Annotated in this window: 17 protein-coding genes; 15 read left to right on the forward strand and 2 right to left on the reverse strand. The window is 65.3% G+C overall.

All coding sequences use genetic code 11. The features are described from left to right. Positions 1–152: 152 nt before the first annotated feature. Entirely contained in the window at positions 153–1,448 is a 1,296-nt protein-coding gene (locus tag H681_RS08540; protein ID WP_015476453.1) for a hypothetical protein, read from the forward strand. A 110-nt stretch (positions 1,449–1,558) separates the two neighbouring features. On the opposite strand, the gene H681_RS08545 is transcribed toward H681_RS08540, so the two are convergent. Beyond that, positions 1,559–1,822, reverse strand: a complete 264-nt coding sequence (locus H681_RS08545) for a DUF2790 domain-containing protein (RefSeq protein ID WP_041711835.1) — start codon at positions 1,820–1,822, stop codon at positions 1,559–1,561. Between the two features lie 454 nt (positions 1,823–2,276). Further along, entirely contained in the window at positions 2,277–4,424 is a 2,148-nt protein-coding gene (locus H681_RS08550) for an FUSC family protein (protein ID WP_015476455.1), read from the reverse strand. Between the two features lie 348 nt (positions 4,425–4,772). On the opposite strand from H681_RS08550, the gene H681_RS08555 reads away from it, so the two are divergent. From H681_RS08555 to H681_RS08620, 14 genes are all read left to right on the forward strand, one after another. After that, the gene (locus tag H681_RS08555; RefSeq protein WP_015476456.1) at positions 4,773–5,720 is read left to right on the forward strand and encodes a LysR family transcriptional regulator; all 948 of its coding nucleotides are present in this window, start codon (positions 4,773–4,775) and stop codon (positions 5,718–5,720) included. A gap of 149 nt (positions 5,721–5,869) precedes the next feature. Then, positions 5,870–7,825, forward strand: coding sequence for an acetate--CoA ligase (gene acs, locus H681_RS08560; protein WP_015476457.1), 1,956 nt, complete (start codon positions 5,870–5,872; stop codon positions 7,823–7,825). A 1,174-nt stretch (positions 7,826–8,999) separates the two neighbouring features. Next, positions 9,000–9,779 carry an ABC transporter substrate-binding protein gene (locus tag H681_RS08565; protein WP_015476459.1) on the forward strand — a complete coding sequence of 260 codons (780 nt, stop codon included), beginning with the start codon at positions 9,000–9,002 and terminating at the stop codon, positions 9,777–9,779. A 141-nt stretch (positions 9,780–9,920) separates the two neighbouring features. Continuing rightward, complete coding sequence (locus H681_RS08570) at positions 9,921–10,610, forward strand: ABC transporter permease (protein WP_015476460.1); 690 nt, start codon at positions 9,921–9,923, stop codon at positions 10,608–10,610. 16 nt (positions 10,611–10,626) lie between these two features. Next, positions 10,627–11,325 carry an ABC transporter permease gene (locus tag H681_RS08575; RefSeq protein WP_015476461.1) on the forward strand — a complete coding sequence of 233 codons (699 nt, stop codon included), beginning with the start codon at positions 10,627–10,629 and terminating at the stop codon, positions 11,323–11,325. Between the two features lie 10 nt (positions 11,326–11,335). After that, positions 11,336–12,448 (forward strand): succinylglutamate desuccinylase/aspartoacylase family protein, encoded by a 1,113-nt coding sequence (locus H681_RS08580; RefSeq protein ID WP_015476462.1) that lies wholly within the window; start codon positions 11,336–11,338, stop codon positions 12,446–12,448. Between the two features lie 17 nt (positions 12,449–12,465). Continuing rightward, complete coding sequence (gene aotP / locus H681_RS08585) at positions 12,466–13,230, forward strand: arginine/ornithine transport ATP-binding protein AotP (protein WP_015476463.1); 765 nt, start codon at positions 12,466–12,468, stop codon at positions 13,228–13,230. A gap of 34 nt (positions 13,231–13,264) precedes the next feature. Continuing rightward, positions 13,265–14,248: a transcriptional regulator ArgR gene (gene argR, locus H681_RS08590; RefSeq protein WP_015476464.1), complete on the forward strand. Its 984-nt coding sequence runs from the start codon at positions 13,265–13,267 to the stop codon at positions 14,246–14,248. A 342-nt stretch (positions 14,249–14,590) separates the two neighbouring features. Continuing rightward, on the forward strand, positions 14,591–15,811 hold the full coding sequence (locus tag H681_RS08595; protein WP_015476465.1) for an aspartate aminotransferase family protein: 1,221 nt from the start codon (positions 14,591–14,593) through the stop codon (positions 15,809–15,811). Between the two features lie 155 nt (positions 15,812–15,966). Then, positions 15,967–16,983 carry an arginine/ornithine succinyltransferase subunit alpha gene (gene aruF / locus H681_RS08600; protein WP_015476466.1) on the forward strand — a complete coding sequence of 339 codons (1,017 nt, stop codon included), beginning with the start codon at positions 15,967–15,969 and terminating at the stop codon, positions 16,981–16,983. Between the two features lie 11 nt (positions 16,984–16,994). After that, positions 16,995–18,014, forward strand: coding sequence for an arginine N-succinyltransferase (gene astA / locus H681_RS08605; RefSeq protein WP_015476467.1), 1,020 nt, complete (start codon positions 16,995–16,997; stop codon positions 18,012–18,014). A gap of 25 nt (positions 18,015–18,039) precedes the next feature. Beyond that, positions 18,040–19,506 carry a succinylglutamate-semialdehyde dehydrogenase gene (gene astD, locus H681_RS08610; RefSeq protein ID WP_086009554.1) on the forward strand — a complete coding sequence of 489 codons (1,467 nt, stop codon included), beginning with the start codon at positions 18,040–18,042 and terminating at the stop codon, positions 19,504–19,506. Continuing rightward, the gene (gene astB, locus H681_RS08615; RefSeq protein ID WP_015476469.1) at positions 19,506–20,852 is read left to right on the forward strand and encodes an N-succinylarginine dihydrolase; all 1,347 of its coding nucleotides are present in this window, start codon (positions 19,506–19,508) and stop codon (positions 20,850–20,852) included. Before astD ends, astB begins: the two co-directional genes overlap by 1 nt. A gap of 151 nt (positions 20,853–21,003) precedes the next feature. Continuing rightward, entirely contained in the window at positions 21,004–21,285 is a 282-nt protein-coding gene (locus tag H681_RS08620; protein WP_015476470.1) for a hypothetical protein, read from the forward strand. The last annotated feature ends 42 nt before the right edge of the window (positions 21,286–21,327 follow it).

Genomic DNA, 21,327 nt, shown 5'->3' on the forward strand with positions numbered 1-21,327 from the left:
TGGCTGGTACGGTTCGTGCCATTGATGATGGTCAGCCGTGGCGTTATCCGTGACTCGCACTGGCCAGCTTCGACAGTGCCGTAGCGGCTTCGGGTTGTTAGGCTGCGTGTGAAATTTCCTTTTGTATTGCCGAATAAAAGAGCGAAGAGCCGATGAAGCGACTTTCCACCTGCCTGCTGGCCGGCCTGCTGGCCCTGCCGCAAAGCCTCTGGGCCTGGTCCAATCACACCCTGGGCAGCTATATCGCCCTGCAGCAGTTGCCGGCGCTCGCCCAGGCGCCGGAGGTCGAGGTTGAGCCGCTGGAAAGCTTCCTCAGCCAGCAGCGCGCCGGCCTGGTGAAGCTGCTCGACGAGCAGGAAACCTACGCCCGCGAACACTTTCGCGAGTACCCGCCGCGCCCGGATGACCTGCGTCTGACCGAGGATGGCCGCGAGGACCTGGGCAAGGCCTTCCTCATGGCGCTGCGCCTGAACCCGGAGATCAAGCTGGCCACCGCCGTGCAGCCGCCGCCAGGCGGTGAGCTGCCAGGCCATGCCGCGCTCAGGCCGGCCGATGTGCTGGTGTTCCGTAATCTGTCGGGCTGGAATCAATGGCGTTTCGTGCAACTGCAGGCGGGCGAGAAGATTCCGGCGCTGGACGTGCTGGCCAGCGCCGCCGACGAGCCGGACTTCGGTCACGACATCAACCTGTTCAGCGACAACCCGGGTGAGGCTGGCCAGCGCTACGGCTTCGGCACCCAGCCGTTCGGCGACCCGCGCTACGAGTTCAGCTCCCAGGCGCCATTCCACATGGGCTTCTACCACGAGGACGCGATCATCTTCGCCGGCGCGCCGTATCTGCAGCGCAACTGGCCGGAGTGGCGCGCCTACCAGTTCTACGGCCTGGCGCGCTTCGCGTTCGACAAGGGGCACCCGTACTGGGGCTATCGCTTCCTCGGTTGGGCGATGCACTACATCCAGGACATGACCCAGCCCTACCACTCGACGCCGCTGCCGGGCGAGACCACCGCCAGCATGTTGTGGACGGCGGGCAAGTCGATGGCCGGCTTCGATGCCGACAAGCAGGCGGCGATCCAGCGCGTGGCGGACCGGCATACGGGCGTGGAGCGTTATCAGGTGGACTGGCTGCGCGAGACGCTGCGCCAGGGCGGGCAGTCGTCGTTGCTGGCGGCCTATGCCGATGTCGGCACGGACGGTACTTATCCACCGTATTCGACGGACTATCTGCGCGAGGTGGTGGCGAGCGAGTCCCATGCCCATGCGGCGGCGTTCGATGCGGCCATCGGGCACTGGCTGGAAAACGAGAAGGCGCCGGCGGGGGACTTCAGCGCGGGGAACTCACCGGCGTCATTCCGCCACGATGAGGCGTTGGATGAGCAGATTCTGCAATTGATCCGGCACTTCGGCGCGCACAGTCGCAATATCGCGAAGGCGGCCCTGCAGCCGTAGGCAGGTAGAGACGGAGCACTCCCGGCGGGGCGGCGTGGTGCCCCGACGGGAATGCCTTGGAACCGCTCCTGAGCTGGCGCGTGGCTGATCAGGAGCCGGTTCCAAGCCTGTCAGCCGCCGGAGCAGCCGTTGCCCCACACCTGGTATTCGACGGTGTGGCGCTGACCCTGGGAGTCTTCGTAGGTCATGCGCGCCGGTACGATGCCGCACTGGTTGGAGACGTCGGTGGTCGAGATTACATGGGCAACGTCCAGTTTCATGTCGTAGGTGTACTGCTCCACGGCCGCGCTTTGCGCCTGGTCGGCGGCGTTCGCCTGCTCGGCGAGGGCGAGCGAGGAGAAGCCCAGCATGGCCAGGATGACTACAGCTTTCATGAATTTACCTGCCTTGTTCCCGGTGTCCGGACATGACGGGTCCGTGACGCTGAGCCGAGGGCTCCGTCGGGAAGCGTTGGGGATGATGATGGGTCTTGGGTAGTGTTGCGGCGCGCGCTGTAACAGCACGGAAATAATAGGGTTTACCTGGTCTGAGTCATATATCCAGGCGCCAACAAGACTTCGTACTCAGCGGCAACAATCCAGGCGGTACGCGGGTTCCAGGGGTGGTGTTGCGGCGGGCTGTCGCAGGCTCGAGGGCGCGCGCGGGGTTGCCGGCTGGCGTAGGAGCGGATTCTGTCCGCGATAGGTCCGCGGCGCGCCGGAGATCATCGTGGACGGAGTCCGCTCCTACGGAGCATGGCTGTGCTGTGCGGTTCGCGAGCAAGTTCGCTCCTACAGGGAAAACCTGACGCTCTTCGTAGGAGCGAGCTTGCTCGCGAACCCGCCGGCCTCAATCGCGCAACGGCGATTGCGGATCCAGCAGCGAGGTACGAATGAAGTGCAGGTAGCTGCACACCCGGCGCAGGGGCGAGGAGTCGAAGTGCGGCGGCCGACGATCATCCGTCGAGCGAGTCGCGTGGATGGCATGCTCCACCGCCGCCAGCGCCCGTTGGCGGTTGCCCTCGCTGGGTTGGATGAACAGGCGGATCAGTGCGCGGCCCAGGGCGCGGATCGCCCGCCGCCAGGGCATGCGCTCGGCGTACCAGGGCTCCTTGGGTAGCGCTTCCTGCTCGCGGCGCAGCTCGATGATCGACAGGCCGATCTCCTGCACCTGGAAGGTCCAGCGCAGCAGTCGGCGCTGCACGTCCGGGCGGCCTGTGGATAAGCCATAGGCCTGGTTGAGCAGGTCGCGGGTGCCGCTCTCGAAACCGGATGACAGCCCCTTCAGCGGATCGCTGATCACCCGTACCACGCGCAGGCGCAGTTCGGCTTCCAGGCGCTCCCACAACCACGGACGATTGGGCGGCAGGATAACGGTCGCCGCCACCACTGCCATGCCCATCGACAGGAGCATCGCCAGGTACTCGTTGATGAAGGTGTAGGCGTCGTAGCGCGCCAGGTTCGCCGGCAGCGAGGCGATGCAGAACCACACCAGCAGGCCGACCCCGTAGCCGCTCCACTTGGGCCGGGTGATCAGGAAGGCGCCGAGGGCGAACACCGGCGCGAGCACGAAGCACAGCAGCGGGAAACCGTCGATGTGCGGCAGCACGCGGAAGGTGAGGATGAAGCCGAGCGTGGCGCCGAGCAGGGTGCCGAGGGTCAGTTGCAACGACAGGCGCTTGGGGTTGGGCGAGGCGGAGGAGAGGGCGGCAATCAGCACCGAGGTGAGTGCGAAAGTGGCGCCGCTGAGCCAGGAGGTTTCGATCCAGAATACCCCGCCGACGATCACCAGCAGCGCGCAGCGGAAGCCCGCGACCGCGGCGGCGAGGGCGTTGGCCTTGGGCGTGAAGCGCTCCTTCCACTGCTCGCGCTCGTGTTTGTGCGCGGCGAGCGAAGTGTGGGTCTGGGCATAGTTGTGCATGTCGTCGGCGAAGCGGTAGAGCAGTTCGGCGGCGGTCTCGAAATCCAGTTGGTCGGCCTCCCGCGGGCAGGTGTGGCCGAGCGTGGCGCGGGCTTCGCGGATGCGCGGCATCAGGTGGTGCTTGCACAGTTCCAGCTGCACGCTCAGGCGCTCGGCGTCCGCTTCGCCGAGCGGCCGGCCGTGCCAGCTGGCGAGCAGCTTGCTGACGTCGATCAGGCACGGCATCAGCACTTCCAGCACGTTGCTGGCCTGGCGCTGGCGCAGGCGATCGAGCAGGCGCTGCAGGGCGTGGAAGCGCGTGGTCAGTTGCATGAACTCGCTGTTCAGGCGCGCCAGGCGGCCGCTGCGCAGGCGCATATGCGGGTCTTCGAAGGCGGTGACGTTGCGCAGGCTTTCCAGGCCCACCACTTCGGCGGCGATGTGCGCGCTGGCCTGTTCGAAACGCTCGCGCTCCAGGGTGCCGTTGAGACCCGCGCTGGCGAGGCCGGCGAAGTCGCCGAAACGGGTGTTCAGCGCATTGCGCAGGGCGGCGGTGCTGGTCTGTGGCAGAACGATGGCGCTGACCACGCCGGTGCAGAGAATCCCCAGGGTGATCTCGATCATCCGCCACAGCGCCTGCATGAAGGCGCCTTCGGGGTGCAGGGTGGCGGGGATGCCGATCATCACCGCCGTGTAGCCGGCGAGCAGGCAGGCATAGGCGCGAAAATCCCGGTAGCGCGCGGCGCCGGCGGTGCACAGGCCGACCCAGATCGCCACGCAGAGCAGGAACAGCACGCGCTCCTGGGCGAACAGGGCGATGAAGGTGACCATTACCGTGAGCCCGGCGAGGGTACCGAGGATGCGGTAGAAACTCTTCGCCAGCACCTGGCCGCTCTGCGGCTGCAGCACGATGAAGGCGCTCACCAGCACGGTGTTGGGCTGCGGCAGCTCCAGGCGGTAGGCCAGCCACAAGGCGGTGAAGGCGGTGATCAGCGTCTTGAGGATGAACATCCAGGTGACGCCGTCGGTGTGCGCCCAGTCGGACAGGGCGAAGCGCAGCGCGGCGGCCTTGGGCAGGCGCACGGAGAGACTGCTCATCGGTCTTATCTCGGCAGGCGGTAGTCGGGCTGGATCGGGTTTTCGGAACCCTGTAGTTCGAAGGCGGAGCGAAGGGGTGGAAGCACGTTGCACGAAAGGCGGAGCACGGGTGCGAATCCTGGGGTGTCGCGGCGGGCCGCGTTGGGGACGGCGATTCTAGAAGTGCGCCGGGGGGCAGGATAAGCTGACGGTTGGATGAATTATTGTTGCCTGAAAAGACAATAATCCCGTCGTGACAGGTGTGCGACAATTCGCCGCCCGTCATGAATCTGTAACAAGGCGTTGCTCGGTCGAGTGTCGTTGCCGAGGCCGCCCGCCGTGGCGTGGACAGGCTCTTACGGAGAAATGATGGACCTGCTGCACAACATGCGTGCTTTCGTCTGTGTCGCCGAGACCGGCAGCTTTACCGCCGCCGCCCAGCGCATGGACCTCACCACCGCCTATGTCTCGCGGACGGTGGCCAAACTCGAAGCGCACCTGCACACCCGCCTGCTGCACCGCACTACCCGCCGCATCGCCCTGACCGAAGCCGGCCAGCGCTACCTGCAGCGTTGCCAGCAGATCCTCGGCTATATCGAGGAGGCCGAGGCCGAGGCCGGCGACGCCCACGCGCGGCCCCACGGCAAGGTGAAGGTGCATGCCATGACCGGCATCGGCCAGCATTATCTGATCCGCGCGATCTCGCAGTACTGCGAGATCTACCCCGAGGTCAGCTTCGACCTGACCCTGGCCAACCGCATCACCGACATCCTCGACGAGGGCTATGACATCTCCGTGGTCATCGCCCAGGAGTTGCCGGATTCGGGCTTCGTCTCCAAGCGCATCGGCAAGACCTACAGCGTGCTCTGCGCGTCGCCCGAGTACGTGGCCCGTCATGGCTTCCCGAACAAGCCGGCGGAGCTCGCCGAGCATCGCTGCCTGCGTCTGGTGAATTCGGTGATGTCCCTGGACAAGTGGCTGTTCGACGGCCCGGACGGACAGGAACTGGTCGGCATCAACCATACTCATTTCCAGGTCAACACCGCCGACGCCATGACCGAGGCGGTGCGCGCCGGCATGGGGATCGGTGCGCTGCCGGTGTACTCCGCCGTGCAGGGCCTGAAGGACGGCAGCCTGGTGCGCGTGCTGCCGGGCTACAGCCTGTTCCACCTCAACGTCTATGCGCTGTATCCGTCGCGCCAGTACCTCGACGCGAAGATCCGCACCTGGGTGGAGTTCCTTCGCGATTGCGTGCCCGGGATGCTCGAGGAGCATGAGCGGATGATGGTCGAGCACGGGCGTCCGACCTTGGTCTAACGCCCGTGCGGCGCCGGCAGAAGCCGCGCTGATGGGGCCCGTCAGTATGGGGCTCCAATGGTAAGACGATGGTCGTATGGTTAGGGGAGGGTGGCACCGTTACAACTGACGGCAACAAAAACAACACTCCTGACCGAGGTAAGTACGCCATGACAGCGGCATCCGTGTATCCCGTGCGTCCCGAAGTGGCCGCCAATACTCTGACCGACGAGGCCACCTACAAGAAGCTGTACCAACAGTCGGTGGTCAACCCCGACGGCTTCTGGCGCGAGCAGGCCCAGCGGATCGACTGGATCAAGCCGTTCACCAAGGTCAAGCAGACGTCCTTCGACGACCACCACGTCGACATCAAGTGGTTCGCCGACGGCACCCTGAACCTCTCCTACAACTGCCTCGACCGCCACCTGGCCGAGCGCGGCGACCAGCTCGCCATCATCTGGGAAGGCGACGATCCTTCCGAGCACAAGGAAATCACCTACCGCGAGCTGCACGAGCAGGTCTGCAAGTTCGCCAACGCCCTGCGTGGCCAGGACGTGCACCGTGGTGACGTGGTGACCATCTACATGCCGATGATCCCGGAGGCCGTTGTCGCCATGCTGGCCTGCGCCCGCATCGGCGCGATCCACTCCGTGGTGTTCGGCGGCTTCTCCCCCGAGGCCCTGGCCGGCCGCATCATCGACTGCCGCTCCAAGGTCGTCATCACCGCCGACGAAGGTCTGCGCGGCGGCAAGAAAACCCCGCTCAAGGCCAACGTCGACGACGCGCTGACCAACCCGGAAACCAGCAGCGTGCAGAAGATCATCGTCTGCAAGCGCACCGGCTCCCCGATCAAGTGGAACCAGCACCGCGACGTGTGGTTCGAGGACCTGATGAAGGTCGCAGGCTCCACCTGTGCGCCGAAGGAAATGGGTGCCGAGGACCCGCTGTTCATCCTCTACACCTCCGGCTCCACCGGCAAACCCAAGGGCGTGCTGCACACCACCGGCGGCTACCTGGTCTACGCCTCGCTGACCCATGAGCGCGTGTTCGACTACCGTCCGGGCGAAGTCTTCTGGTGCACCGCCGACATCGGTTGGGTCACCGGTCACACCTACGTCGTCTACGGCCCGCTGGCCAATGGTGCGACCACCGTGCTGTTCGAGGGTGTGCCGAACTATCCGGACATCACCCGTGTCGCCAGGATCGTCGACAAGCACAAGGTCAACATCCTCTACACCGCGCCGACCGCGATCCGCGCCATGATGGCCGAGGGCAAGGCCGCGGTCGAAGGCGCCGATGGCTCCAGCCTGCGTCTGCTGGGTTCGGTTGGCGAGCCGATCAATCCGGAAGCCTGGCAGTGGTACTACGAGACCGTCGGCCAGTCGCGCTGCCCGATCGTCGACACCTGGTGGCAGACCGAGACCGGCGCGTGCCTGATGACCCCGCTGCCGGGCGCTCACGGCCTGAAGCCGGGCTCTGCCGCCAAGCCGTTCTTCGGCGTGGTGCCGGCGCTGGTGGACAACCTGGGCAACATCCTGGAAGGAGCCACCGAGGGCAACCTGGTGATCCTCGATTCCTGGCCGGGCCAGGCGCGTACCCTGTACGGTGACCACGATCGCTACGTGGACACCTACTTCAAGACCTTCAAGGGCATGTACTTCACCGGTGACGGTGCCCGTCGCGACGAAGATGGGTACTACTGGATCACCGGTCGGGTGGATGACGTGCTCAACGTCTCCGGCCACCGCATGGGCACCGCCGAGATCGAGAGCGCCCTGGTCGCCCACCCGAAAGTGGCCGAGGCCGCGGTGGTCGGCGTGCCGCACGACATCAAGGGGCAGGGCATCTACGTCTACGTCACCCTGAATGCTGGTGTGGACAACAACGAGCAACTGCGCCAGGAACTGAAGGCCTGGGTGCGCAAGGAAATCGGCCCGATCGCCACTCCGGACGTGATCCAGTGGGCGCCCGGCCTGCCGAAGACCCGCTCGGGCAAGATCATGCGCCGCATTCTGCGCAAGATCGCCACGGCCGAGTACGATTCGCTGGGGGATATCTCCACCCTGGCCGATCCGGGTGTAGTGCAGCATCTGGTCGAGACGCACCAGTCCATGTGCGCCGCCTGATCCAAGGCTCGATGAAAAACGCCCTGCTTGCCGGGGCGTTTTTCATTTCTGGGTTTTTATGCCGGACGGCGGTCGGCGCCGAAATCCTTACGAAGAACAAACGTAGGATGGCGTGGAGCACAGCGATACCCATCGATCCCCGCGCCGGCAGGATGCGGTTCGCGAGCAAGCTCGCTCCTACGAAAAGCACACCGGCGTATGGGCTGGGCTGCAGGAGCGAGCTTGCTCGCGAACAGACCGTAGGGCGGATAACCCGTGCCGGGTTATGCGCCCTACGCACTGCATGGATGCAGGAGGTAGAGCGAGGCAGGATGCCAAAGTCGAGGGCTGGGGTGAGGGGAAAGCATGGGCAGGGGTTATCCCGGAAGAAGACAGTTGCTCCTACGAAAAGCCATGCCGCGCTGCTCTGTCTCGAGCTTTGTTTTTTGATGTCTTCCAGCGAAATATCCGCGCACGCCGAGTGCCCCTTTCAGGAGGCCGAAGAACCGAGGGTACTTTTCGCGAAGCGAAAAGCCGGATGGCAGGGGCGAGCTTTTTGGTTACTTTTTGGGGGCGGCCTTCCGTCGTTTGGAAAGGTAACTCGCCCGAGGGGGCGAAACATGGAGTCCACGCGCAAGCCGCAGCGGCGCAAAAACACCGGATCCGAAGCCGCAGGCCTGTAACACCGAAGCCGAAGCAGGTGCCGGCCTTGCCGGCGGATCGCGGGCATGGGCCAGGCGCCCCCGCCCTTCCTACGGTGTGCTACTCACCCACCGGTAACATTTTCCTGCGACAAAATGAGGCGCCAGGAAACAATTTGCACAGCTTCGGTGCGTCTTTCTTGTCTGCCAGGAGTGGGTCGATATCGCGCACCCCACAAGGTGTCTGGGGTTCGGTATTTGTGGCCCAATTACTGCAGGTAAATTGGGTTTTACTATCCGCTTTCGGATCACGTAAACTCCGCGACGTCAAGCTGCCGGGGTCCTCTCTCCGGCGCTTCTATAATTACTTGTCGCATTGAAGAAATAACCGCTCAGGGGCTGTCGCTAGAATGCCGCTCACCCCGGTAGGCGTGCTTTTCCACGAGAAAGACGCCGGCAATGCGCAGAAAACAACAACCTTCACTTCTGCACGGGCAGCCTGGGACAACCCCTTTCTCCTGCCAATCGAAGTCCTACCCTCGAAGGAGTTACTGATGAAGAAGTTTGCACTTCTCGGTGCGCTGGCCCTGTCCGCGCTTTCCCTGGTTGCCCACGCTGACGACAAGCCGGTTCGCATCGGCATCGAAGCCGGCTATCCGCCGTTCTCCTTCAAGACTCCCGACGGCAAGCTCGCCGGCTTCGACGTGGATATCGGCAACGCCCTGTGCGAAGAGATGAAGGTCAAGTGCACCTGGGTCGAGCAGGAGTTCGACGGCCTGATCCCGGCGCTGAAGGTCCGCAAGATCGACGCCATCCTCTCGTCCATGACCATCACCGACGAGCGCAAGAAGTCCGTCGACTTCACCAACAAGTACTACCACACCCCCGCGCGCTTCGTGATGAAGCAGGGTGTGACCCTGAACGATCCGCTGGTCGACCTCAAGGGCAAGAAGGTTGGTGTGTTGCGCGCTTCCACCCATGACCGCTACGCCACCGACGTCCTGGCCCCGGCCGGCATCGAGGTCGTGCGCTACAACTCGCAGAACGAAGCCAACATGGACCTGGTCTCCGGCCGCATCGACGCGACCATGGCCGACTCGGTCAACCTCGACGATGGCTTCCTGAAAACCGACGCTGGCAAGGGCTACGCCTTCGTAGGTCCGGAATACAACGATCCGAAGTACTTCGGTGGCGGCGCCGGCATCGCCGTGCGCAAGGGCGATACCGCCCTGGCCGAGAAATTCAACACTGCCATCGCCGGCATCCGTGCCAACGGCAAGTACAAGGAAGTACAGGACAAGTACTTCAAGTTCGACGTCTACGGCGAGAACTGATCCACGTCCGGAAGTGGCACAGACCCAGGCTTGAACCTGAAGTTTGTGCCACTTTTTTATTGGGGGCGATCCGGCGTCGGGTGATCGCCCCAGCAGCGTCCGTGTGATTGCGAGCCGCTTTCGGTCTAGAGGTACGAAACTATGTTCAATGGCTACGGAGCCACCATCGTCGATGGTGCCTGGCTGACGCTTCAGCTGTCGTTGCTGTCGATGGCTCTGGCGATCGCCCTGGGATTGCTCGGTGCCGCCATCCGCCTGTCGCCGGTGAAGTGGCTGGCCTGGTGTGGCGACCTCTATGCGACCGTGATCCGCGGCGTACCGGACCTGGTGCTGATCCTGCTGATCTTCTACGGCGGCCAGGCCGCGGTGAACTGGATCGCGCCGATGGTCGGCTATGACGACTACATCGACCTCAATCCCTTCGCTTCCGGTGTCGGCACCCTGGGCTTCATCTTCGGCGCCTACCTGTCCGAGACCTTCCGTGGCGCCTTCATGGCCATCCCGAAAGGGCAGGGCGAGGCCGGCTTCGCCTACGGCATGAGCCCGCTTCAGGTGTTCTTCCGCATCCAGGTGCCGCAGATGATCCGCCTGGCCATTCCCGGCTTCACCAACAACTGGCTGGTGCTGGTCAAGGCCACCGCGCTGATCTCCGTGGTCGGCCTGCAGGACATGATGTTCAAGGCCAAGCAGGCCTCGGACGCCACCCGCGAACCCTTCACCTATTTCCTTGCCGTGGCGGCGTTGTATCTGGTGGTCACCAGCGTCTCCCTGCTGCTGCTGCGCATGCTCGAACGCCGCTATTCGGTCGGCGTGAAAGTCGCTGAGCTTTGAGTCCGGGAGCGCCACTATGATTTTCGACTTCTCCGTCATCTGGGACAGCCTGCCGCTCTACTTCAGCGGTCTGTTGGTGACCCTCAAGCTGCTGGCGATCTCGCTGTTCTTCGGTCTCGTGGCGGCCGTGCCGCTGGCGCTGATGCGCTGCTCGAAGAATACGGCGGTGAACCTGCCGGCCTGGCTGTACACCTACGTGATCCGCGGCACCCCGATGCTGGTGCAACTGTTCCTCATCTACTACGGCCTGGCGCAGTTCGAGGCGGTTCGCGAAAGCGCAATGTGGCCGCTGCTGTCCAACGCCACCTTCTGCGCCTGCGCAGCCTTCGCCATCAATACCAGCGCCTACACCGCGGAAATCCTCGCCGGCAGCCTGAAGGCCACGCCCCACGGCGAGATCGAGGCCGCCAAGGCGATGGGCATGTCGCGCCTGAAGATGTACCGCCGCATCCTGCTGCCCTCGGCCCTGCGCCGCGCGCTGCCGCAGTACAGCAACGAGGTGATCATGATGCTGCAGACCACCAGCCTGGCGTCCATCGTGACCCTGGTGGACATCACCGGTGCCGCGCGCACCGTGTACTCGCAGTACTACCTGCCGTTCGAAGCGTTCATCACCGCCGGCATCTTCTACCTGATCATGACCTTCACCCTGGTGCGCCTGTTCAAGCTGGCCGAACGCCGCTGGCTGGCCTATCTCGCGCCGCGCAAGCACTGAGGAGTCGACTGTGGAACGTATCGATCATCTGTTGCCGTGGAGCAGCCTGGGCAGCGAGCGCCGCTTGAGCGTGTTCCGCTACGGCAAGGGCCCGCGCAAGGTCTACATCCAGTCCAGCCTGCACGCCGACGAACTGCCGGGCATGCGCACCGCCTGGGAACTCAAGCAGCGCCTGGCCGACCTGGAATCGCGCGGGCAACTGAACTGCGTCGTCGAACTGGTGCCGGTGGCCAACCCCATCGGCCTGGGCCAGACCCTGCAGGCCAGCCACCTGGGACGCTTCGAGTTCGCCAGCGGGAAGAACTTCAACCGCGATTTCGTCGAGCTGAGCGCTCTGGTTGCCGAGCGCGTCGGCGACCAGTTGGGCGTCGATGAAGCTGCCAACGTCGAGCTGATCCGCCAGGCCATGCGTGACGGGCTCGACGCGCTGCCGCCGGCCTCGTCCGAGCTGCAGGGCATGCAGCGCATCCTGCTGCGCCACGCCTGCGACGCCGAAGTGGTGCTCGACCTGCACTGCGACTTCGACGCTGCCATCCACGTCTACGCGATTCCGCAGCACTGGCCGCGTTGGAAGTCGCTGGCTGCGCGTCTGAAAGCCGGCGTCGCTCTGCTTGCCGAAGATTCCGGCGGCAGCTCCTTCGACGAATCCTGCTCGCTGCCCTGGCTGCGCCTGGCGCAGGCCTTCCCGCAGGCGGCGATTCCGCTCGCGTGCCTGGCCACGACCGTCGAGCTGGGCGGCGTGGGCGATACCCGCGTCGATCAAGGGCAGGCCAATGCCGAGGCAATCCTCGGCTTCCTCGCCGAGCAGGGCCTGATCGCCGGCGACTGGCCGGCGGCGCCGGCCGAATGCTGCGAAGGCATGCCCTTCGAAGGCACCGAATATCTCTACGCACCCCACGTTGGCGTGGTGAGTTTCCTGCGCAAGGCGGGGGAGTGGGTGGAGAAGGGCGACGCACTGTTCGAAGTGGTCGACCCGCTGAACGACCAGGTCAGCACCGTTCGCGCCGGGACTTCCGGCGTGCTGTTCGCCATCGAGCGTGGGCGCTACGCCCAGCCGGGGCTTTGGCTGGCCAAGGTGGCCGGGCGTGAGCCGTTCCGCAAGGGCCGGCTGATCAACGACTGAATTCGAGAACCGACACCATGTACAAACTGGAAATCCAGGACCTGCACAAGCGCTACGGCACCCACGAGGTGCTCAAGGGCGTCTCCCTGGCGGCGAAAGCAGGCGACGTGATCAGCATCATCGGCTCCTCCGGCTCGGGCAAGAGCACCTTCCTGCGTTGCATCAACCTGCTCGAGCAGCCCCATGCGGGCAAGATCCTGCTCAACGGCGAAGAGCTTAAGCTCGTGCCGAACAAGGACGGCGCGCTCAAGGCCGCCGACGCCAAGCAGTTGCAGCGCATGCGCTCGCGCCTGTCGATGGTGTTCCAGCACTTCAACCTGTGGTCGCACATGAGCGCCCTGGAGAACGTTATCGAGGCGCCGGTCCACGTGCTGGGCGTGTCGAAGAAGGAAGCGCTGGAGAAGGCCGAGCACTACCTGGCGAAAGTCGGCGTGGCGCACCGCAAGGATGCCTACCCGGCCCACATGTCCGGCGGCGAGCAGCAGCGCGTGGCCATCGCCCGTGCCCTGGCGGTCGAGCCGGAAGTCATGCTGTTCGACGAGCCGACCTCGGCGCTCGACCCGGAGCTGGTCGGCGAAGTCCTGCGGGTGATGCAGGACCTGGCCCAGGAAGGCCGCACCATGGTGGTGGTGACCCACGAGATGGGCTTTGCCCGCGAGGTATCCAACCAGTTGGTGTTCCTGCACAAGGGGCTGGTGGAAGAGGCGGGCTGTCCGAAGGAAGTCCTGGCCAATCCGCAATCGGAACGCCTCAAGCAGTTCCTTTCCGGCAGCTTGAAGTAAGCTGTCTGTCATCGTCGCCTGGTGATCTAGCCGCATGACCGCACAACGCATCGGATTCCTCCTCTGGCCGCATACGCGGGCGTTGACCCTGGCGCTGGCCGAGGAGGCCCTGCGGGTCGCCCGCCGGCTGCACCCCGAAGCACTCTACGAACCGGTGTTCATGAGCGCCGAAGCGGTCGCCGAGGCTGATGGCTGGCGTCTGCCGGGGCAGTCCTGGAACGGCGTGCTGGAGCAGTGCCAGCGCATCTTCCTGGTGGCCGACGAGATTCCCCAGCCGGTCTCCGCGCCGCTGGCCGCCGCGCTCAAGCAACTTTCGCGCAGCGGCGTGAGCATCGGCGCGCTGTCCGCCGGCATCTACCCGCTGGCGCAGTTGGGCCTGCTCGACGGCTACCGCGCCGCCGTGCACTGGCGCTGGCACGACGACTTCACCGAGCGTCACCCCAAGGTCATCGCCACCAACCATCTGTTCGAATGGGATCGCGACCGTCTCAGCGCCTGCGGTGGCATGGCCGTGCTCGACCTGTTGCTGGCCGTGCTCTCCCGCGACCACGGTGCGGAACTGGCTGGCGCGGTCTCCGAAGAACTGGTGGTGGAGCGTATCCGCGAAGGCTCCGAGCGCCAGCGCATCCCGCTGAAGAACCGCCTCGGCTCCAGCCACCCGAAGCTCACCCAGGCGGTGCTGCTGATGGAGGCGAACATCGAGGAGCCGCTGACCACCGACGAGATCGCCCAACACGTGTGCGTCTCGCGCCGCCAGTTGGAACGCATCTTCAAGCAGTACCTGACCCGCGTGCCCAGCCAGTACTACCTGGAGCTGCGCCTGAACCGCGCGCGGCAGATGCTGATGCAGACCAGCAAATCGATCATCCAGATCGGCCTGTCCTGCGGCTTCTCCAGCGGCCCGCACTTCTCCAGCGCCTACCGCAACTTCTTCGGCGTGACCCCGCGCGAAGACCGCAACCAGCGTCGCGGCCAGGGCGCCACCGAAGCCGCTCCGGTTGCAGCCGAGCGCGGCTGAGTCACTGCTCTTCGTAGGAGCGAGCTTGCTCGCGAACCATCTGGCCGGATGTATCGGTGTAGTGCGGTTCGCGAGCAAGCTCGCTCCTACAGCGAATCCTCTTCCTGCCTTATTCCGTTTTCCCTGGTTCGTGCAGCGAACAAATTCCACGCCCGCGTGTACCCGCAGCAGCCCGCAGGCCGTACACTGCGCCTTCCCGACGCTTTCTGTCGCATTTCCGTAAAGCTCGGCAATCCGTGGGTTGGCGCTATAACAAGTTGTCGCATGGCGACAATGCCGACCCGACAATCGTCCCTACAATCCTTCCATCGATAGCCGCCTCAACCAGGCAGGAGAACACCGATGTCTGCTCCGCAAGCTCAGGTCCAACGCTCCGACTTCGACCAGGTCATGGTTCCCAACTACTCGCCGGCTGCCTTCATTCCGGTGCGTGGCGAGGGCTCGCGAGTCTGGGACCAGAACGGCCGAGAGCTGATCGACTTCGCCGGCGGCATCGCAGTGAACTCCCTGGGGCATGCGCACCCGGCGCTGATGCAGGCGCTGACCGAGCAGGCCGGCAAGATCTGGCACGTCTCCAACGTGTTCACCAACGAGCCGGCCCTGCGCCTGGCCAAGAAGCTGATCGACGCCACCTTCGCCGAGCGCGCGTTCTTCGCCAACTCCGGCGCCGAGGCCAACGAGGCCGCGTTGAAGCTGGCGCGCCGCTATGCCCACGATGTCTACGGCCCCGAGAAGTACGAGATCATCTCGATGGTCAACAGCTTCCACGGCCGTACCCTGTTCACCGTCAATGTCGGTGGCCAGGCCAAGTACTCCGATGGTTTCGGCCCGAAGATCGAAGGTATCACCCACATTCCGTTCAACGACCTGGAAGCCCTGAAGGCGGCCATTTCCGACAAGACCTGCGCCGTGATCCTCGAACCGGTGCAGGGCGAGAGTGGCGTGCTGCCGGCCGACCAGGCCTACCTGGAAGGCGTGCGCAAGCTGTGCGACGAGAACAACGCGCTGCTGATCTTCGACGAAGTGCAGAGCGGCTTCGGCCGTATCGGCTACCTCTACGCCCACCAGTACTACGGGGTGAACCCGGACATCCTTTCCAGTGCCAAGGGCCTGGGCGGCGGCTTCCCGATCGGCGCCATGCTGACCACCGCGAAGATTGCCGAGCACCTGGTCGTCGGCACCCACGGCACCACCTACGGCGGTAACCCGCTGGCCTGCGCCGTCGCCGGCGCGGCCTTCGACGTGATCAACACCCCGGAAGTACTCGAAGGCGTGAAAGCCAAGCATGAGCGCTTCAAGGTCCGCCTGGAGAAGATTGCCGCCGAGTACGGCATCTTCACCCAGGTGCGCGGCATAGGCATGCTGATCGGCGCCGTACTGGCCGATGCCTGGAAAGGCAAGGCCAAGGATGTGCTGAACGCTGCCGAGAAAGAGGCCGTGATGGTCCTGCAGGCCGGCCCGGACGTGGTGCGCTTCGCGCCCAGCCTGGTGATCCCTGACGCGGACATCGACGAAGGTCTGGATCGCCTCGAGCGCGCCATCGCCAAGCTGACCCGCGGCTGACGCCTGCGGCTAAGCTGAATCGGCGGCGGAGCGATTTCGCCGCCCCACCGGCCGGGATACCCCGGCCGGTTTTCGAAAATGCCCTGGTGAGTGCGGCACGAGTCGTGTCGCGCCCACGAATCATGAAACTTTTGTCTGGTTAGAGGAGTGACGCCATGTTGGTGATGCGCCCCGCCCAAGTGGCCGACCTGCAGCAGGTGCAGCGTCTTGCCGCGGACAGCCCGGTCGGCGTCACGTCGCTGCCGGACGACGCGGAACGCCTGCGGGAAAAGATCCTCGCCTCGGAGGCCTCGTTCGCCGCCGAAGTGAGCTTCAACGGTGAAGAGAGCTATTTCTTCGTGCTGGAAGACAGCGTCAGCGGCCGCCTGGTCGGCTGCTCGGCGATCGTTGCGTCGGCCGGTTTCTCCGAGCCGTTCTACAGCTTCCGCAACGAGACCTTCGTGCACGCTTCCCGGTCGCTTTCGATCCACAACAAGATCCACGTCCTCTCGCTGTGCCACGACCTCACCGGCAACAGCCTGCTGACCAGTTTCTACGTCGAGCGCGACCTGGTGAACACACCCATCGCCGAGCTTAACTCCCGTGGCCGCCTGCTGTTCATGGCCAGCCATCCGGAACGCTTCGCCGATGCGGTGGTGGTGGAGATCGTCGGCTACAGCGACGACCAGGGCCAGTCGCCGTTCTGGAACGCCATCGGGCGCAACTTCTTCGACCTCGACTACTCCGCGGCCGAGAAGCTCTCGGGTCTGAAGAGCCGGACCTTCCTCGCCGAACTGATGCCGCATTACCCGATCTACGTACCGCTGCTGCCGGACGAGGCGCAGGAGTCTATGGGCCAGGTGCACCCGCGTGCGCAGATCACCTTCGACATCCTGATGCGCGATGGCTTCGAGTCCGACAACTACGTCGACATCTTCGACGGCGGCCCGACCCTGCACGCGCCCACCTCCAGCATCCGCTCCATCGCCCAGAGCCGGCAGGTACCGGTGCGTATCGGCGCGAGCGGCAAGGGCAACCGTGGTTATCTGGTCACCAACGGCCAGTTGCAGGACTTCCGCGCCATTGTCACCGAACTCGACTGGGCACCCGGCAAGCCGGTGACCCTGAACCAGGAAACCGCCGACGCCCTGGGTATCGGCGAGGGCGCCAGCGTGCGCCTGGTCGCGATCTGAGGGGAGAGAGCATGATCGTCCGTCCCGTAACCAGCGCCGACCTTCCGGCCCTGTTCGACCTGGCGCGCAGCACCGGCACCGGCCTGACCACGCTGCCGGCCAACGAGCAGCGCCTGCAGCACCGCGTGAGCTGGGCCGAGAAGGCCTTCCGTGGCGAGGCCGAGCGCGCCGATGCCGACTACCTGTTCGTCCTAGAGAGCGACGACGGCAAGGTGGTGGGGATTTCCGCCGTGGCCGGCGCCGTCGGCCTGCGCGAGCCCTGGTACAACTACCGTGTCGGCCTGACCGTCAGCGCCTCCCAGGAACTGGGTATCCATCGCGAGATTCCCACGCTGTTCCTGGCCAACGACCTCACCGGCCAGTCCGAACTGTGCTCGCTGTTCCTGCATGCCGACCATCGCACCGGCCTCAACGGCCGCCTGCTGTCCAAGGCGCGCTTCCTGTTCATCGCCGAGTTCCGCGAACTGTTCGGTGACAAGGTGATCGCCGAGATGCGCGGCATGTCCGATGGCGACGGCCGTTCGCCGTTCTGGGAAAGCCTGGGCCGGCACTTCTTCAAGATGGAGTTCAGCCAGGCCGACTACCTGACCGGCGTGGGCAACAAGTCCTTCATCGCCGAGCTGATGCCCAAGTTCCCGCTCTACACCTGCTTCCTCTCCGAGGATGCGCGGGAGGTGATCGGCCGCGTGCACCCGCACACCGAACCGGCGCTGGCCATGCTCAAGGCCGAGGGCTTCAGTTACCAGGGGTACGTCGACATCTTCGACGCCGGCCCCGCCATCGAGGCGCCGACCGAGAAGATCCGTGCCATCGCCGACAGCCAGAACCTGGTGTTGGCCATCGGCACGCCGGGCGACGACGCCGAGCCCTACCTGATCCACAACCGCAAGCGCGAGGAGTGCCGCATCACCGCGGCGCCGGCGCGCGTGGCCGCCGGCTCGCTGGTGGTCGATGCGCAGACTGCCAAGCGCCTGCGCCTGTCCGCCGGGGCTTCGGTCCGCGCGGTGCCCCTCTCCGGAAAACGCAACTGACGCCGCGAGGCGTCAGGGGAGCCTGATGATGAATACCCACTACATTGCCGGCCAGTGGCTGGCGGGCGAAGGCGAGCTGCTGGAATCCCTCTGCCCGGTCAGCCAGACCGTGGTCTGGAGCGGTCACGCCGCCTCGGCCGCGCAGGTCGCCGCCGCCGTCGCCGCCGCGCGCAGCGCCTTCCCGGCCTGGGCGCGCCGCCCGCTGGAAGAGCGCATCGCCGTGCTGGAGCGCTTCGCCGCTGCCCTCAAGGGCCGTTCCGAGGAGCTGGCCCGTGCCATTGGCGAGGAAACCGGCAAGCCGCTGTGGGAAGCTGCCACCGAAGTGACCAGCATGGTCAACAAGGTCGCCATCTCGGTCCAGGCTTTGCGTGAACGCACCGGCGAGAAGAGCGGGCCCCTGGCCGACGCCACTGCCGTGCTGCGCCACAAGCCCCACGGCGTGGTCGCGGTGTTCGGCCCGTACAACTTCCCCGGCCACCTGCCCAACGGCCACATCGTGCCGGCCCTGCTGGCGGGCAATGCCGTGGTGTTCAAGCCCAGCGAGCTGACCCCGAAGGTCGCCGAACTGACCCTGCGGGCCTGGATAGAAGCCGGCATCCCCGCCGGCGTGATCAACCTGGTGCAGGGCGCCCGCGATACTGGCGTGGCATTGGCTGGCAACGACGATATCGATGGCCTGTTCTTCACCGGCTCCAGCCGCACCGGCAATCTGCTGCACAGCCAGTTCGGCGGCCGCCCGCAGAAGATCCTGGCGCTGGAGATGGGTGGCAACAACCCGCTGATCGTTGACGAGGTGAAGGACCTGGACGCCGCCGTCTACACCATCATCCAGTCCGCCTTCATTTCCGCAGGCCAGCGCTGCACCTGCGCCCGCCGCCTGCTGGTGCCGCAGGGCGCCTGGGGCGACGCGCTGATCGAGCGCCTGGTGGCCGTGGCCGCGACCATCAAGGTCGGCGCCTTCGACGAGCAGCCGGCGCCCTTCATGGGCTCGGTGATCTCGCTGGCCGCCGCGCAGCACCTGATCAAGGCCCAGGAACAATTGCTGGCCAAGGGCGCCAAGCCGCTGCTGGCGATGACCCAGCCGCTGGCCACGGCCGCGCTGCTGACCCCCGGCATCCTCGACGTGAGCGCCGTCAGCGAGCGCCCGGACGAAGAGTTCTTCGGCCCGCTGCTGCAGGTGATCCGTTACTCAAGCTTCGACGCCGCCGTGCGTGAAGCCAATGCCACCCAGTACGGCCTCGCCGCCGGCCTGCTGTCGGACTCCCGAGAGCGCTATGAGGACTTCCTCATCGAGAGCCGCGCCGGCATCGTCAACTGGAACAAGCAACTGACCGGCGCCGCCAGTAGCGCGCCGTTCGGCGGCATCGGCGCCTCCGGCAACCACCGCCCGAGCGCCTACTACGCAGCCGACTACTGCGCGTACCCGGTCGCCTCGCTGGAAAGCGACAGCCTGAGCCTGCCTGCAACCCTGACTCCGGGAGTGAGCCTGTGATGACCGCCTATGAAATGAACTTCGACGGTCTGGTCGGGCCGACGCACAACTACGGCGGCCTGTCCTACGGCAACGTGGCTTCGCAGAGCAACAGCCAGGCGGCCTCCAACCCGCGCGAAGCGGCAAAGCAGGGCCTGTCGAAGATGAAGGCGCTGATGGAGATGGGCTTCAAGCAGGGCGTGTTCGCCCCGCAGGAGCGCCCGGCCGTGGCCTCGTTGCGCGCGTTGGGTTTTTCCGGCACTGATGCCGAGGTGATCGCCAGGGCCGCGAAAGAGGCCATGCCGCTGCTCGCCGCCGTCAGCTCTGCGTCCTGCATGTGGACCGCCAACGCCGCCACTGTCAGCCCCGGTGCCGACACTGCCGATGGCCGCGTGCACTTCACCGCCGCCAACCTGAACTGCAAGTTCCACCGTTCCATCGAGCATCCGCAGACCAGCCGCATCCTCGCGGCGATGTTCAATGACGAGCAGCACTTCGCCCACCACGCCGCGCTGCCGGCAGTCGCCCAGTTCGGCGACGAGGGCGCGGCCAACCACACGCGCTTCTGCAAGTCCTATGGCGAAGCCGGCGTCGAGTTCTTCGTGTTCGGTCGCAGCGCCTTCGACAGCCGCTTCCCGGCACCGCAGCGCTACCCGGCGCGGCAGACCCTGGAAGCCTGCCAGGCGGTCGCCCGCCTGCACGGCCTGAGTGACGACGGCGTGGTCTACGCCCAGCAGAACCCGGCGGTAATCGACCAGGGCGTGTTCCACAACGATGTGATCGCGGTCGGTAACGGCGAAGTGCTGTTCCACCACGAAGACGCCTTCCTCGACACCGAGCGCGTGCTCGCCGAGCTGCACGACAAGCTGGGCCGCCGTGGCGGTCGCTTCCGCGCCGTGTGCGTGCCGCGTGACCAGGTCACGGTCGAGGACGCGGTGAAGTCCTACCTGTTCAACAGCCAACTGCTCACCCGTGCCGACGGCAACATGCTGCTGATCGTCCCGGAGGAGTGCCGCAAGAACGAGCGCGTGTGGCAATACCTTTCGCGCCTGACCGCCGAGGACGGGCCGATCCGCGAGGTGAAGGTGTTCGACCTCAAGCAGAGCATGCAGAACGGTGGTGGCCCGGCCTGCCTGCGACTGCGCGTGGCGCTCAATGACGCCGAGCTGGCAGCGGTGAATCCAGGCGTGATCATGACCCCGACCCTGCACGACACCCTGGTCACCTGGGTCGACAAGCACTACCGCGATCGCCTGGCCGAAGCCGACCTGGCCGACCCGCAATTGCTCGTCGAGTGCCGGACGGCGTTGGATGAATTGAGCCAGATCCTTAAACTGGGCTCGGTTTATCCGTTCCAGCAGATCTGATGACCCGTTCACTGCCTGCCTGCGCTTGCTCATGCAGCGTTAAAAACAGGCTCAAGATGCTCATTTACAGCGCGTAAACTGCGCTCTTTCGCCTGTTCTTGCCTCGCCTGAGCTGCGCTCGGTGAGGCATTGAACGGGTCAGGTGACTGACATGACCGAAAGCCTCCCGCTGATTCTCGAAGACAACCAGGGCGAGCGCCGCGAGACCCACACCGCGCGCCTGGCCATCCGCCTGGAAGGGCGCGAGCTGTGGCTGGAGGCCGATGGCAAGGGCGGCCTTACGATCTACGCCGACTCCCATGAGGACGACGCCGAGATCCCGCTGCTGGTGGTGCGTCCGCAGGCGGTGAACCAGTTGGGCCTGAGCCTTGAACTGGAAGCCGCCGAAGTCCACGAACATGGTCCAGACTGTGGATGTGACCACCACCACTGATCGCGGAGCCCGCGGCCGCTCCGGCCGCGGGGAATGATGGAG

Origin of the sequence: Pseudomonas sp. ATCC 13867, assembly GCF_000349845.1 — a bacterium.
GTDB lineage: Bacteria > Pseudomonadota > Gammaproteobacteria > Pseudomonadales > Pseudomonadaceae > Pseudomonas.

What these genes read in the sequence shown, in the direction of transcription:
- H681_RS08550 (WP_015476455.1), bottom strand. Translation starts at nt 4,424, where the DNA reads ATGAGCAGTCTCTCCGTGCGCCTGCCCAAGGCCGCCGCGCTGCGCTTC.
- aruF (WP_015476466.1), top strand. Translation starts at nt 15,967, where the DNA reads ATGTTGGTGATGCGCCCCGCCCAAGTGGCCGACCTGCAGCAGGTGCAG.
- H681_RS08565 (WP_015476459.1), top strand. Translation starts at nt 9,000, where the DNA reads ATGAAGAAGTTTGCACTTCTCGGTGCGCTGGCCCTGTCCGCGCTTTCC.
- H681_RS08620 (WP_015476470.1), top strand. Translation starts at nt 21,004, where the DNA reads ATGACCGAAAGCCTCCCGCTGATTCTCGAAGACAACCAGGGCGAGCGC.
- H681_RS08540 (WP_015476453.1), top strand. Translation starts at nt 153, where the DNA reads ATGAAGCGACTTTCCACCTGCCTGCTGGCCGGCCTGCTGGCCCTGCCG.
- aotP (WP_015476463.1), top strand. Translation starts at nt 12,466, where the DNA reads ATGTACAAACTGGAAATCCAGGACCTGCACAAGCGCTACGGCACCCAC.
- astA (WP_015476467.1), top strand. Translation starts at nt 16,995, where the DNA reads ATGATCGTCCGTCCCGTAACCAGCGCCGACCTTCCGGCCCTGTTCGAC.
- H681_RS08595 (WP_015476465.1), top strand. Translation starts at nt 14,591, where the DNA reads ATGTCTGCTCCGCAAGCTCAGGTCCAACGCTCCGACTTCGACCAGGTC.
- argR (WP_015476464.1), top strand. Translation starts at nt 13,265, where the DNA reads ATGACCGCACAACGCATCGGATTCCTCCTCTGGCCGCATACGCGGGCG.
- astD (WP_086009554.1), top strand. Translation starts at nt 18,040, where the DNA reads ATGATGAATACCCACTACATTGCCGGCCAGTGGCTGGCGGGCGAAGGC.
- H681_RS08575 (WP_015476461.1), top strand. Translation starts at nt 10,627, where the DNA reads ATGATTTTCGACTTCTCCGTCATCTGGGACAGCCTGCCGCTCTACTTC.
- H681_RS08545 (WP_041711835.1), bottom strand. Translation starts at nt 1,822, where the DNA reads ATGAAAGCTGTAGTCATCCTGGCCATGCTGGGCTTCTCCTCGCTCGCC.
- astB (WP_015476469.1), top strand. Translation starts at nt 19,506, where the DNA reads ATGACCGCCTATGAAATGAACTTCGACGGTCTGGTCGGGCCGACGCAC.
- acs (WP_015476457.1), top strand. Translation starts at nt 5,870, where the DNA reads ATGACAGCGGCATCCGTGTATCCCGTGCGTCCCGAAGTGGCCGCCAAT.
- H681_RS08555 (WP_015476456.1), top strand. Translation starts at nt 4,773, where the DNA reads ATGGACCTGCTGCACAACATGCGTGCTTTCGTCTGTGTCGCCGAGACC.
- H681_RS08570 (WP_015476460.1), top strand. Translation starts at nt 9,921, where the DNA reads ATGTTCAATGGCTACGGAGCCACCATCGTCGATGGTGCCTGGCTGACG.